This window comes from Staphylococcus sp. HGB0015, assembly GCF_000411275.1.
Classification (GTDB): domain Bacteria; phylum Bacillota; class Bacilli; order Staphylococcales; family Staphylococcaceae; genus Staphylococcus; species Staphylococcus schleiferi.
On the sequence record NZ_KE150418.1, the window covers coordinates 197,308 to 212,070 of the forward strand.

The window sequence follows — 14,763 nt, forward strand, 5'->3', positions numbered from 1 at the left end:
TGAAATATTCTGGTACCGGTTCCAAAAAAGGAGGTGCGAGATGGAGTGGACGAGAGCATTAAAGTATAGAACATTGGAAGATGTGCCAGCTGAAGAGATGGAACGACTGACAGAGAAGGTCAAACATGCGAAGTGGCGCCAAGCTTTTCATATTCAACCTATTTCAGGGTTATTAAATGATCCGAATGGGCTTGTCTATCATGATGGGCTATACCATATATTCTACCAGTGGCATCCTTTTGGTGCGGTTCATGGAATGAAGTACTGGTATCATGTGACATCCCCTGATTTAGTGCATTTTACACAAATTGGTCCTGCAGTGAAACCTGATACCGTGTATGATTCACATGGCGCATACAGCGGATCGGCCATAATTGTTGATAATGAAGTGAAACTGGTTTATACAGGCAATCATAGAACGCAATCATGGACAAGAGTTCCGTATCAAGTGGTGTCCACGTTAAAGGGACAAGAAGCCGTTGATAAGCAAGCAATGATAGAAGGACCGCCAACAGGGTATACAGAACACTTTAGAGACCCCAAAGTGTGGTATGACGAAAAGCATAAAAGTTATTACTTTGTTATAGGCGCACAACGTGAAAATATGACGGGTGCGATTGTCGTTTATGCCTCTCAGGATTTCAACAATTGGCATCAAAAAGGTGAACTAAAGACAAAATATCCATCGTTCGGTTATATGTGGGAATGTCCAGATTATTTCAATTTAGACGGGCACGACATCGTTCTATTTTGTCCACAAGGTGTAGCACAACAAGGCGATTCTTTTCGAAATATTTATCAATCCGGTTATTTAATGGGGGCTTTAAATTTTGACACACTTGAATTGATGCATGATGACTTTAATGAATTAGATCATGGATTTGATTTTTATGCGCCTCAAACGATGATGGGTGCGAATGATGAAAGAATTTTAATCGGTTGGATGGGGTTACCCGATACGACATATCCGACAGACCAAGATGACTGGGCGCATTGCTTAACAATTCCAAGAGTCTTGTCTGTGCAAAATCATCATCTCGTTCAGCAGCCGATTAAAGCACTTCAACAATTAAGACAATCGAAAGTACAAGCTGCTTTTGATATATCAGATTCATCTTTAACGTTACAACAATTCACTGGAACGCACTATGAGCTAAGTATCGATGTTTTAGAAAATAAATCAAGAGGGTTCCATATGGATATTAGACAATCAGAAGAGGAATATACGCGGCTGACGTATGAATCCGATATGCAACGTTTTACGCTTGATCGAACATGGAGTGGGCAATTACCAGGTCAGGTTGAGGGTACAACCCGTTCAGTTACGTTGTCGGATGCACTTTATCGTTTACAAATTTATGTCGATACATCGAGTGTAGAAATTTTTCTTAATGATGGCTATGCGGTAATGACATCTAGAATTTTCCCGAAAGTCTCATCAGATGGGATACGTATTCATTCTGAAGGTGGCCATGTGATGCTTGATATTACAAAATATGATTTGAAAGAAGGGCAATAATGGCAAAATTATATGCAATTGGAGAAGCACTCATTGATTTTATTCCACAGACACGAGACGTTGAACTGAAAGATGTGAAAGGATTTGAGCCTCAAGTGGGCGGGGCACCTGCAAATGTAGCCAGTTGTGTTTCACGACTTGGCAGGGAATCAGCACTGATTACGCAATTAGGTCAAGATGCATTCGGAGATTTAATTGAGGAAACGCTACAAAAGCAAGGTGTAGATACCACTTCTATTAGTCGGACAGATGAAGCGAATACAGGGCTCGCATTTGTAAGCTTAACCGCGTCAGGAGAGCGTGATTTTGCATTTTATCGTAAACCATCAGCTGATATGTTGCTTGAGGCATCAACACTTAATTTGAATTTTCAAGCAGATGATATTCTTCATTTTTGTTCTGTTGATCTTATCCCTTCGCCAATGAAAAAAGCGCATATCGAAGCGATTGAACAAATGGAAAAAGCCAATGGCACGATTATTTTTGACCCGAATTTAAGATTTCCGCTATGGCCTTCTGTCGATGAATTGAAAAAGACAGTTTTAGCCTTTATGCCAAAAGCCCATATCGTTAAAATCGCAGACGAAGAACTGGTTTATTTAACAGGAAGTGAGGATGAAGCGTCAATTCAACAATTGTTCAAAGGGAATACGCAAGTCATCATTTATACAGAAGGGGCAAAGGGCGCATCCATTTATACACAACAAGGCAAGATTGCCCAACATAAAGGATATAAATCAAAAGTGCAAGATACGACGGGTGCAGGAGATGCATTTATTGGCGCAATCATTTATCAGTTATTAACCGGACAAGCCCGTAATCAATCATTTGACTATATTCAACAAAACGCACAGTCTATGTTGTCATTTAGTAATGCTGTCGCTTCATTATCAACGACAAAGGAAGGTGCTATCGGAAGTCTACCTACGCTCGCAGAAGTTAACGAATTCATGAAATCATAAATAGAAATCTAGGAGGCGTTGTATCATGGCCATGTCAGATAAACAAATCGCAAGACAAGTCATAGAGGCTGTTGGAGGGCAAGAAAATATCAAGTCGATTGCACATTGTGCGACACGACTACGCATCGTACTTCATGACAAAGAAAAAATCAATCAAGATAAAATTGAGCAAACCGATAAAGTGAAAGGGGCTTTCTATAACTCAGGACAATACCAAGTGATCTTTGGTACAGGGACGGTAAATAAAATTTATCATGCGGTTGAAAGTTTGGGGATAGAAGGTCATTCAGCTAGTGAAGTGAAGCAAGAGGGCGGTCAACAAGGCAATATGTTCCAACGCGCGATTAGAACTTTTGGAGATGTATTTGTTCCAATCATCCCTGTACTAGTTGCGACAGGTTTATTTATGGGATTGCGTGGTGTGCTCGTCAAAGAGCAAATTTTGTCTTGGATGGGGATGACACCTAAGGATATCTCGCCGAATTTTATTCTGTTTACCCAAGTCTTAACAGATACAGCTTTTGCATTTTTACCAGCACTGGTGGCGTGGAGTGCTTTTAAAGTGTTTGGCGGAAGCCCCGTACTTGGTATTGTATTAGGACTTATGCTTGTAAACCCAGCGTTACCGAATGCTTATGCAGTTGGAGAAGGTTCCGCGGCCCCGCTTAAATTTTTGGGTCTCATTCCTGTCGTAGGGTATCAAGGCTCTGTACTACCGGCCTTTTTTGTCGGTCTTATCGGCGCAAAATTTGAGAAGTTTTTACGTAAACGCATCCCAGACGCTATCGACTTAATCGTGACGCCTTTCTTAACATTGCTCGTTATGATTACATTAGGTCTTTTTGCTATCGGGCCTATATTCCATGGATTAGAAACAGTTATTTTAGCAGGTACGAAATGGGTTCTAGACTTACCGTTTGGAATTGCCGAATTGCTTATAGGCTTCTTCCAACAAATTATCGTTGTAACGGGTGTGCATCATATCTTTAACTTTATGGAAATTCAATTGTTAGAAGAATTCAAATATAATGAATTTAATCCGATTATTTCAGCAGCGATGACTGCACAAGGTGCTGCAACGGTTGCAGTGGGGCTTAAAACACGTCAAAAGAAATTGAAAGCTTTAGCTTTACCTTCAGCATTTTCAGCTTTCTTAGGTATTACAGAACCGGCGATATTCGGTGTAAATTTAAGATATTTTAAACCGTTTGTTTGTGGATTAGTTGGAGGTGCTGCTGGCGGATTCTTGGCATCATTATTCCATCTCAAAGCTTCTGGAATGGCAATTAAAGTACTACCGGGTATGTTGTTGTTCATTAAAGACATTGGACAATTGCCTTTATATATTTTAGTACTCATCGTCTCATTTGCGGTTGGCTTCATACTGACTTGGTTCTTCGGATACAGTGATAAAATGGCAGAAGAAATTAAAGAAGCCAAAACGCTATCATAAATATAGACCTTCCACAGATTAGGGTATATATTTATTTAACAATATGCGTTTTTAGCTCATTTAAAAAGACGGAAGTGGGATAAGCATCAATGAGATGTCGTTATCTCACTTTTTTAATTTTTAACTGCACAGGCACCTCGTTTATCTAAAAAATGGTGAACACACCTCAAATTTTTTGGAAAAATTTTAAAAAACGAGGTGCTTAAACGATTATTATTTCAAAAAATTAATTAAAGATAATTAAAATTTATAAAATAATGTTGTTAATTTTCGCCTGTTTATATGACTTTCTAACTCTCTCCACTTAAAAAATTATAGTCAAAGCGCTATAAATAAGCTTTAGTTAAAAAAAACCTCTAATGAACCCAATGAAGGCGTATAGAGCTAGCTCAACTCATATATTCTCTTTCTTTTTTTACCCTGAATAATTACATTATTATATAAAAATAGTAATTGAGAAAATGTTTTTTAGGCTCACTTAAATCAAGCTTAATTGAATGAGAAGATTATTAAATTTTTGACCATTTTTTAGAGCTGATTTCTTTTAAAAATTTATGTTAGGTGCTAAATTTAAAACAGCTTTACACAAAATATATTTTTGGGGTGATTTAATGAGTATTAAAAACGTAACAGTTATGGGTGCTGGCGTATTAGGGAGTCAAATTGCGTTTCAAGCAGCCTTTCATGGTTATGATGTAGTCATATATGATATTAATGAGGAAGCGGTTTCTGCAGGGAAAGCTAAGCTCGATAAATTAGTAGGCATTTATGGAGATTACTTCAATAATGTTGAACAAGCTGAGCAATCTATCAATCGCTTAACATTAACATCAGATCTTAAAAAAGCAGTTGCTGATGCCGATCTAATGATTGAATCAGTTCCTGAAGTTAAAGAAATCAAAATTGATTTTTATCAAAAAGTAGCAGAAGTTGCACCTGAAAAAACAATTTTTGCGACAAACTCTTCTACAATGTTACCAAGTGACTTTAGAGAGTATACAGGCCGTCCAGAAAAATTCTTAGCACTGCATTTTGCTAATGAAGTATGGAAAAACAATACAGCTGAAGTGATGGGGCATTCTGAAACGGATAGAAAATATGAAGAAGAATTACTTGATTTTTCTGGAAAAATTGGAATGTTACCGATTCACGTTAAAAAAGAGCAACCGGGTTACATCGTAAACTCTTTATTAGTACCATTACTTCATGCGGCTGAACTTTTATACGCAAATGGTATCGGAGAAATTGAAGATATCGATCGCTCTTGGATGGCAGCAACAGGCGCACCAGCAGGTCCATTTGCGATGTTAGACATCGTCGGACTTACAACAGCTTACAATATTGCTAAAATGGCTTCAGTAGACAACCCACAGATGGAAAGTGCCGCTGCAATGTTGAAAAAATATGTGGATGCTGGTAAATTAGGAACTTCAACAGGTGAAGGTTTCTATAAATATCCAAACCCAACATATCGAGAGTTCTTTAAAAACGCAAACGACTAATAAGTCGAATTGTCATATCAAAATATTGGAAAACTTGCACTAATTAAATTGTGGCACAAAGCATGTGTCCAATCATTAGGGAGTGAAACAATAGAAATGGATTTCATTTCGTTGTTACACTCTCTTTTTTTTGTGGATGTTTTAAACGCTGTACGATTGCGTATAATGATTTACAATGAAATTGAATGATACTTAATCAATCGATAGCAACGAACTATGTATAAAAATAGATTAAAGGGTGAAGTGGATGCGCAATGACTTTACATTACGTTTATTAGAACAAGCAGGTATTTCTGAAGGTATGCACGTCTTAGATGCTGGATGTGGACCAGGTGAAGTAGAGCCTGGGACATAAATACCAAAATAAATAGCTCGAAGATGATTTTGATAAAAATCGTCTTCGAGCTTCCTTTTTATTGTCATGCTTCGTATTATATAGGCTCGCTTTCCGAGGGGACAGCCTCAGCCTGTAGTCTTCGGCTCGTCCTGTTCCCTCAGGAGTCTCGCTATAAATACTTCGCTTATATATGTAATCATTCACCATTATACTTAAAAAATTAAGGCACTTTCGTATAATTTAATTCATCACAACAAAAACTAAATTAACGAGGTGCCTAAGGAAATGAGTCGCATCTAGTGCGGCTAAACTGATGATAAAAGGAAAAAATCCGAGATTTTTCGTTTTTTACGAAAATCTCGGATTTCATCGATTATTAAGACAATTTTGTCTCAGGCTCGAAGTAACGGTATTCATTCTAGAGAGGGTTGGCGATACGGGGAGTGTTACAGGTATAGATGTGAATCAGCAATTGTTGGATATAGCCCGTTCTCAAAACCAATTTGATAATGTGTCATTTTTAAATAGGGATATTTATCATTTAGAAGAACTTGGCACTTACGATGCGATTGTAGGACGTCGTGTGTTGATGTATTTACCCGATGCGGTGAAAGCGATAAAAGCACTGGCTCAACATCTGACAACAGGGGGTGTGATAGCTTTTCAAGAAAGTGACGCATTAAATTCAGGCTATGGTGGAGACGCCCTCCCTTTACATCAATTAGCTTTAAAACGTGTTTTACAGACGATAGAACAAGAAGTAATATTCATATCGGGCAACAACTTTATGGAAAGTTTGTAGAAGCGGGTTTTGAAGCACCCCATGTGATGTCAGAAGTTGTAGTACAATCCACGACCTCGGGCAGTGATTTGTATTGGCTTACTGAAATGATGTATCAAAGAATGATTCAGCATCAAGTCATCGATGAATCATTAGATTTAGCCCTATTGAAAGAGCAAATGGAACAAGAATTAAACGTAACGAACGCCGCCTTTATTAGAGATGTCGCATTTGGTGTCTGGAGTGTTAAAGCCTAATTTCATTAGATTTAACTTTAAAACAATGTCTAAGTTGGATTTTTCCCGGGAAATGATTTCATAAGAAGGTTATCAATTTATTGGATGCGTCAGTGAAGGAATTTGCAATAAAGAAATAAAGGGGGCTTTGTATGCGACTAGGTGTGATACTTAATAGAGTTTTTAGAATGCAACATAATCCATTATTTGAATATGTGATTCAGCATCAACATGAGATAGATCAGCTTTATTTTATTTTACCGATAGAAAATTTATCTGATGCAGCAAGTGTGAAGCGTGATGATTATGAAAAAGTGGTTAAAGGTTTTGTACATGCTTTAAATCAACATGAGATATACCCCCATATTCTTAATTATGACCAATTAGGTGTGCTCGTCGATAATTTAGCGTTATCTCACGTATTAATGCCTCAAGATATCATGAGTTATCATCAATCGGTTTATGACTATCCTCATATGAAACGTACTTTTGAAAAGCATCAAGTTAAAGTTATCGGGCAACGCGTTAATCACTATTTTCAACCCTCACAAACATTGAATCAGCAACAACAACCGTATAAAGTGTTGACTAGTTTTTATAAAGCGAATCGTAAAAATTTAGTACATAGCCGTTATAAAGCGGATGCACACAAGCAGGTCGCCAAAATTGCAGAAAAAGGCACAAATCAGGTGCATTTGCAGATCAATGATAGTGAAAATATGGAAAAAAGCGCCCGTCAAGATTGGGCGGCATTTTTAAATACAGATATATCTGATTATAAAAGGCGTACAGATGATATTTCACAAGATTTTGTAAGTGGTTTAAGTCAATTTTTAGCGTATGGCTTACTCGATATTCGTGAGGTTATTAATGATTTGTTAGCAGGTTACGATAGTGATGAAATCAATTACGAAGCGTTTATAAGAGAAGTGATGTTTCGTGAATTTTATTATGTATTAATGACAAAATATCCACAAACGGCAACTCAATCTTTTTCTGAAAAATATCGAGGAATGCAGTGGTCGAACGATCAATCTCGCTTTGATGCGTGGAAAAGTGGACAGACGGGCTATCCGATTGTGGACGCCGCAATGAAGAAGCTCAACCGTACAGGACTGATGCACAATCGTTTGAGAATGGTTGTTTCTCAGTTTTTAACGAAGCATTTATTTATTGATTGGACTTGGGGTGAAGCATATTTTAGACAGTATCTATTAGACTATGATAATGCCTCGAATGTACACGGTTGGCAATGGTCAGCGTCAACGGGTACAGATGCCGTACCTTATTTCAGAATGTTTAATCCTATACGTCAAAGTGAACGTTTTGACCCGAATGGTTATTTTATCAAAACCGAATTAGGCGTATTAGACGATGTGCATCACAAATGGATTCATAATCCAACACAATACAAAGCGCAAATAAAAGAAAATCATAACATTGAAATTGGTAAAGACTATCCCGAAGCGATTGTAGATCATAAAAAAAGCAGGGATTATGTCATGCAGCAATTTAAAAAAATAGGGCCAAGTAACGGAACTTAATTTTGATATTTAACAACATAAAAAAGGGGACAGCCATCTATACGATCACTGTCCTGCTTTTTATCTATATCTTATGTTTTGCTTTCTAATTTCCTTTAATCTTATTACAAATTACGTTCAATTAAAGCCGAGACACAAGTGAAATATGCTGAAGAGTACGGGAGAAAGTCAGATTGAGTGAAAAATCGAGACGTTTGATTATCCAGTGCGACGCCATTAATTGTCTCAATTTGACCTTTCGAAAATTTGCTAAAGTCATCTTTATTAATTCGGTATAATGATTGTCAATCTAAACGAGAAGGCAGTGAGATTAGCCGAAGCCAAAAATACACCAACACTTCAACTGTGTAATCGTACAATCAAGCGTTGGTAAGTTAAAACGGGGCCTCTAGGCAAGCGCGTTTAAGCATGCATGAATATGATGATGTACCGTTCCCATAATTTTTTACAGTGAAGGTAAAGTTTCTGTTCTAAAAAAATTCTAAGCACTTTTAAGTTCACGCATAAGGTCATCTTTAATAACTGGACCGAGCGTTCTAGAAAATGTATTCGTCATATGACTGGAGTCAAAGAAAACAAATACATTTCCTCTTACAGGCTTGAAAGTGTGGTTAGGCACAATAAAATTGTTATAATCATAGATTTTTGCACCTGTATCTTCCATTGGTTGAAAGTTTTTATCCGGAAGTTGTTTGGAAACATCAATGGTCACATTTTTATTTTTTTCATAAGCTTCGATTGCATTGACATCTAATCTTGGTGTATCACGTACTGCAAAGATAGGTAAATCAAGTGATTCTAAATAACGAAATGCATCAATGAAGCCTTGTGGGACGTCGGTTTCTTCGTCATTTCCGACATCAGCTGTAGTAAATACTAAATCATAGTCATCCTTATGTTTTTTAATATAATCTTTTGTGTTTTCCATCCATTTTTGGGACAATGCATCTTGTTCACCCATTGTAAAACGAGCATTCGCTTTGCAAAGGTGCGTGATTTTGATTTTTTCTTTTTCAGCAATTTGTTGAAGTGCTCCCAGCCAATGACTCGAATGGGAACCGCCGACTAGCAATATATGATACTCATAAGCGTCTTTTTGCCCATATGTTAATGGTTTGACTTTTGCACCTTGGTAAATCATTCCTCCATCATCATAAGCATCAGATTTATCATTAGTAATATATTTAATATGAGGCAAGATTTTCTTTTTATTTTGGTAATCTGCTTTGGCTGTTGCACCTGGAAAAGCATGATTTGGCGGAAGGTCTTTTACATACGTAGGATTATTCAATTTGTAGTTAAATCCAAGGGTTCCAATCAAGCATAATACAACAGTAAAAAAAGCACCTAACCTCATAAACACGGGCTTACCGAAACTATGTCGTATAGGCTTTTCAACTAAATTTGTTGTGATAGCACTCAGCGCTATACTTAATAAAATGATACCAATACCGATAAGGGTAGAAATATGTGTATCAACGGTATATTTATAAAACGATAATAGCACCCAATGCCATAAATAAATTCCGAAAGAAATGCCACCTAGCTTCATGAGGATTGGGCGACTTAATAAAGCTTCAACCCCAAAATGTGATGGATCATTGCCAGATAATAAGATGAGTATTGCACATGTCATCGGCCACAATGCAACATAACCAGGAAACATTGTTGATACATCAAAAATAATACCGGTGAGTATTAATCCCACTAATCCTATCCATCCCAGTATATTCGAAAGCATGACAGGAATTTTTATTTTGAAAAGGTTAAGGTAAACTAAACCCCCTAATGCAAATTGCCAAACACGTGCGACTGGATTAAAATAAGCAAACTGTTGATTTGTACTCGTTTGAAATATAGAAAACGTGAGTGAACTTAAAAAAAGGACAATAAGTATGATGTTGATCGTTGTGTGAATATGTATCGTTTTAAGCTTCTTCCATAATAAAACGATAAATGAAAATAATATAAACCATATAACATAAAATTGACCTTGAATAGACATTGCCCAAAAATGTTCTAAAGGCGTTTTCGCTTGTTCGGAATTTAAGTAGTCCGTATGTGAAAAGGCAAGCTGTAGATTTTGATAATAAAACAATGATGCGATTAATTCTTTTATCGTTTTACCGTAGATTGAACTTGGAATAATCCAAAAGGTAGCGATAGCAACAACAGTTAAGATAACAAGTACGTTAGGAAGCAATCTCTTCAGTAATCCACCGAAATACTTGGAAAAAGAAAGATAACCTTGTTTGTTGATTTTAGAAATGATCGACGCAGTGATTAAGTAACCTGAAATAATGAAAAATACATCGACACCGCCTGACACTCTACCTAACCAGATATGATAAATTGCCACTAATAACGCAGCAATAAAACGTAATCCTTCAATTTCTGTTCGAAATCTCTTCTCAATTTGTAAAAATTGTCCGTCCATTCTTGCACTTCCCTTACAATATCCTATGTATAAACATCTTATCAAAAATTAGATTTAGTTTTTATAACAATAGAAACTTTTAATTAACTTTACTTTTTATTAACATAAATTTAACACAATTAAAAAACAAGGTTTTTGTTCGATTAGTAATGCTGGGTCCAACGTGTCTCTATTTATGAAAAGACACATAGTTCTAGTGATGGACGTTAATATGAAAAAAGGCAATTATATTTGTCAAGATAACGAAAAATGTAATTGTCAGTTAACGGATTTAAAATATTTCAATGACCTTTTAGAAAAACTTGATCAATAAATACTTTTCGAATAAGGCAGTTAAATAGTTTCATATGGAGTGGGTCAGAATCTATTTTTGTTTACCGCTTATTAATAAAAGGGTTTGTTTCCGTCAATTTAGCGGAAACAAGCCCTTTTGTCATGCCATAAAATATATAATTATCTTAATCATGTTATATTTTTTAAAAAGTTTTGAAATTTGTCAATAAATGGCAGTGATATTTATTATTAAAGTGAGATAATATACTTGTGACTCAATATAAAACGCTTTCATATAATTATTTATGCTATTTTGAAAGCAAATTAATGATGAGAATTATTTTTTTGCCTGTATAAATATACCTTCAAACGCAGTGTTTATCGTTTTTTTCACAGAAGTTGAGTTTTTGTTTTGAACTGTTTATGTTAAGAAGTGTTTAAATAATAAGTACTAATATTTTGAAAATAGTTAACAAAATGTTAACAATTTAAATAAAAAACTTAATGTATTATAAGGTTAAACCGGGTATATATAATAGGGCGGAAAAAAGGGTAGGACCCCATTCGTAATCATTCTATCTGTTGTTTAATGATAATTTGGTTTCAAATCAGATTATTAATTATAACTATTTTGGAGGGATTCGTATGTCAAAATTAATTTTTCAATCACCAGGAAGATATGTACAAGGAAAGGGCGTTATTAATTCAATTGCTGAAGAAACAGAACGTTTAGGTACACACGCACTCATTATTTCAGATCATATTGTTTGGGATATTGCCAAAGATCAAATTGAGAAAAGTTTTTCTAACAACAAAAATGTGAAATATGATTATGAAGTATTTAAAGGTGAATCTTCAGAAGATGAAATTAATCGTATTGCCGAATCTTACAAAAATTCTGGAGTCGATGTTGTCATTGGTTTAGGTGGCGGTAAAGCACTAGATACAGGTAAAGCTGTAGGTTATGCATTAAAAGCAAGTGTCATTGACTTTGCTTCTACAGCTTCAATGGATGCACCTACTGCTGCGGTTTCAGTTATCTACAGAGAAGATGGTGTGTTCAGTGGTTACCAGTTTTATCCAAAAAACCCTGACACAGTTATGGTAGATTCTGAAATTGTTGCACAAGCACCCGTAAGACTATTTGCTTCAGGTATGAGTGATGGTTTAGCGACATTGTTAGAAGTTGAATCTACATTGCGTCGTCAAGGTAAAAATATGTTCCATGGCCGTCCTTCATTAGCAAGCTTGGCAATCGCTCAAAAATGTGAAAAAACTATTTTTGAATATGGTCACAGTGCTTATGCTGCTATTGAAAAACATGTTGTATCACCTCAAGTTGATGCCGTAATTGAAGCGAACACTTTACTTTCAGGTTTAGGTTTTGAAAATGGTGGTCTTGCAGCGGCACATGCAATTCATAACGGTTTTACAGCACTTCAAGGAAACATTCATCACTTAACACATGGTGAAAAAGTCGCATATGGTATTTTAGTCCAATTAGTATTAGAAAATGCACCAACAGAAAAATTCTTAAAATACCAAAGATTCTTAAGTAGCATTAACATGCCAACAACTTTAGAAGAACTTCACATCGACGATAAAAGCTATGAAGATTTAGTAAGTGTAGGTGAACGTGCATTATCGCCAGATGATACATTTGCTAACCTTAGCGATAAAATTACAGCAGATGAAATTGCAGATGCTATTTTAACAGTCGATGAACTGTCTAAAAGTCATTTCTATTCAAAGGAGTAATTTGAGTATGAAAAAATTAATCAAAGACAAAAACCAAATCCTAGCTGATATGCTAGATGGACTCATCACAACGAATCCGGATGTGGAATTAATTTCAGATACGGTTGTTGTGAGAAAAGATAAAAAGCAATCAGGTGTTGCCCTCGTATCTGGCGGTGGTAGCGGTCACGAACCTGCACATGCAGGCTTTGTTGCACGAGGCATGCTAGACGCTGCAGTTTGCGGTGAAATCTTTACTTCTCCAACACCAGATAAAATTCTTGATGCCATTAAAGCCGTAGACACAGGAGATGGTGTTTTACTCATCATCAAAAACTATGCTGGCGACGTAATGAACTTTGAAATGGCTCAAGAAATGGCACAAATGGAAGACATTCAAGTTGAAAGTGTCATTATTCGTGATGATGTTGCGGTCTCTGATCCAGAAAAACGCCGTGGTGTCGCTGGTACAGTTTGGGTTCATAAATATGCAGGTTATTTAGCTGAAAATGGTTTTTCATTAGCAGACATTAAAGCAAAAGTTGAAACAGTCATTCCGAAAATTAAAAGTATTGGTATGGCTTTAACTTCACCTATGGTACCAACAACTGGTAAATACAGCTTTGATATCGACGATCAAGAAATGGAAATCGGTATTGGTATTCATGGTGAAAAAGGATTACATCGAGAAGCGGTTCAACCGATAGATGTTATTATTGAACGATTATTAGATGCATTATTAAAAGAAGTCAAAGAGAAAGATATCATTGTAATGCTCAATGGTATGGGTGGTACACCGTTATCAGAATTAAATATTGTGGCTAAATATTTAGATGCACAATTGAAAGACCACAACTTTGACGTTAAACAATGGTTCGTAGGCGATTACATGACTTCTTTAGATATGCAAGGCTTCTCAATTACTGTTGTTCCATATAGTAAAGATTTAGGTGAAGCTTTGGCTGCACCTACAGCAAGTCGATACTTTTAAACGAATAATCAATGTTTTAAATTTTTGAGGTGACTTAAATGAATGTGCAAGAAATGAAAACAAGATTACTCAATTTAGCAGATCAGTTTAAAGAAAAAGAAGAAGAATTGACTGATTTAGATAGAGCGATCGGTGATGGTGATCACGGCGTGAATATGCTAAGAGGTTTTGAACATTTAAAAGATAAAATCGATGATAAAGACATGAAATCATTATTTAAATCTACAGGAATGACATTAATGTCTAACATCGGTGGTGCGTCTGGACCTTTATACGGATTTGGTTTTATTAAAATGGCGAATGAAGTGCAAGATGAAATTGACAATGAAAATTTAAAACAAGTCATTACTGCATTCGCTGAGGGCATCCAACAACGTGGTAAAGTTAAATTAAATGAAAAAACAATGTATGATGTCATTGAACGCACAAGACAAGCATTAGAAAATAACGAAAACGTCGATTTTGAAAAGTTACAATCTTATGCAAATGAAACAAAAGACATGATAGCAACCAAAGGACGCGCTTCTTATTTCAATGAAGCATCAAAAGGCTACATTGATCCCGGCGCTCAAAGCAGCGTTTATATCTTAAACGCAATTATAGGGGGCGAATCATTATGACATCTATCGTTATTGTCAGTCATAGTTACAAAATTGCAGAAGGTGTAAAAGAATTAAATGGCCAAATGACAGACAACAGCGTCAACATCGTGGCAGTAGGTGGCTTAGAAAATCAAGAAATAGGAACAGATTTTAATCGTATTTTTTCAGCAATTAACAATTTAAAAGATGATGCGTTATGTTTCTATGATATTGGTTCAGCAGGTATGAACCTTGATACAGTTTTAGAAATGTATGAAGGTCCACATCGCATTGAAAAAATTGAAGCACCTATTGTAGAAGGTAGTTTTATCGCAAGTGTCGCAATTAAATCAAACATGAGTATGGATGATGCGATTGCAGAAGTTAAGACACAGTATAAATAATGCGAA

At 36.0% G+C, this 14,763-nt stretch carries 12 protein-coding genes; 11 read left to right on the forward strand and 1 reads right to left on the reverse strand.

What is annotated here, in order from left to right; translation table 11 throughout:
* Positions 1-40 precede the first annotated feature (40 nt).
* From HMPREF1208_RS07620 to HMPREF1208_RS07645, 7 genes are all read left to right on the forward strand, one after another.
* On the forward strand, positions 41-1,519 hold the full coding sequence (locus HMPREF1208_RS07620) for a glycoside hydrolase family 32 protein (protein ID WP_016425774.1): 1,479 nt from the start codon (positions 41-43) through the stop codon (positions 1,517-1,519).
* Positions 1,519-2,481, forward strand: a complete 963-nt coding sequence (locus HMPREF1208_RS07625; protein WP_016425775.1) for a carbohydrate kinase family protein — start codon at positions 1,519-1,521, stop codon at positions 2,479-2,481. Before HMPREF1208_RS07620 ends, HMPREF1208_RS07625 begins: the two co-directional genes overlap by 1 nt.
* A 25-nt stretch (positions 2,482-2,506) precedes the next feature.
* Positions 2,507-3,934, forward strand: coding sequence for a sucrose-specific PTS transporter subunit IIBC (locus HMPREF1208_RS07630; RefSeq protein ID WP_016425776.1), 1,428 nt, complete (start codon positions 2,507-2,509; stop codon positions 3,932-3,934).
* Between the two features lie 611 nt (positions 3,935-4,545).
* A complete protein-coding gene (locus tag HMPREF1208_RS07635) occupies positions 4,546-5,436 on the forward strand; it encodes a 3-hydroxyacyl-CoA dehydrogenase (protein ID WP_037559526.1) in 891 nt (296 codons plus the stop codon).
* Positions 5,437-6,086: 650 nt separating this feature from the next.
* Positions 6,087-6,575, forward strand: a complete 489-nt coding sequence (locus tag HMPREF1208_RS07640) for a class I SAM-dependent methyltransferase (RefSeq protein WP_016425779.1) — start codon at positions 6,087-6,089, stop codon at positions 6,573-6,575.
* Positions 6,576-6,601: 26 nt separating this feature from the next.
* A complete protein-coding gene (locus HMPREF1208_RS11555; RefSeq protein ID WP_016425780.1) occupies positions 6,602-6,811 on the forward strand; it encodes a hypothetical protein in 210 nt (69 codons plus the stop codon).
* 131 nt (positions 6,812-6,942) lie between these two features.
* Positions 6,943-8,334 carry a cryptochrome/photolyase family protein gene (locus tag HMPREF1208_RS07645; RefSeq protein WP_016425781.1) on the forward strand — a complete coding sequence of 464 codons (1,392 nt, stop codon included), beginning with the start codon at positions 6,943-6,945 and terminating at the stop codon, positions 8,332-8,334.
* Between the two features lie 481 nt (positions 8,335-8,815).
* Here HMPREF1208_RS07645 and HMPREF1208_RS07650 read toward each other — a convergent pair whose 3' ends face one another.
* A complete protein-coding gene (locus HMPREF1208_RS07650; RefSeq protein ID WP_016425782.1) occupies positions 8,816-10,771 on the reverse strand; it encodes an acyltransferase family protein in 1,956 nt (651 codons plus the stop codon).
* A 918-nt stretch (positions 10,772-11,689) separates the two neighbouring features.
* Between HMPREF1208_RS07650 and HMPREF1208_RS07655 the strand changes: the two genes are divergently transcribed.
* The 4 genes from HMPREF1208_RS07655 to dhaM are packed head-to-tail and all read left to right on the forward strand — an operon-like array spanning position 11,690 to position 14,757.
* The gene (locus tag HMPREF1208_RS07655; protein ID WP_016425783.1) at positions 11,690-12,802 is read left to right on the forward strand and encodes a glycerol dehydrogenase; all 1,113 of its coding nucleotides are present in this window, start codon (positions 11,690-11,692) and stop codon (positions 12,800-12,802) included.
* A gap of 7 nt (positions 12,803-12,809) precedes the next feature.
* Positions 12,810-13,772 carry a dihydroxyacetone kinase subunit DhaK gene (gene dhaK, locus HMPREF1208_RS07660; RefSeq protein WP_016425784.1) on the forward strand — a complete coding sequence of 321 codons (963 nt, stop codon included), beginning with the start codon at positions 12,810-12,812 and terminating at the stop codon, positions 13,770-13,772.
* A 38-nt stretch (positions 13,773-13,810) separates the two neighbouring features.
* On the forward strand, positions 13,811-14,392 hold the full coding sequence (gene dhaL, locus HMPREF1208_RS07665) for a dihydroxyacetone kinase subunit DhaL (RefSeq protein ID WP_016425785.1): 582 nt from the start codon (positions 13,811-13,813) through the stop codon (positions 14,390-14,392).
* Complete coding sequence (dhaM, locus tag HMPREF1208_RS07670; protein WP_016425786.1) at positions 14,389-14,757, forward strand: dihydroxyacetone kinase phosphoryl donor subunit DhaM; 369 nt, start codon at positions 14,389-14,391, stop codon at positions 14,755-14,757. Before dhaL ends, dhaM begins: the two co-directional genes overlap by 4 nt.
* The last annotated feature ends 6 nt before the right edge of the window (positions 14,758-14,763 follow it).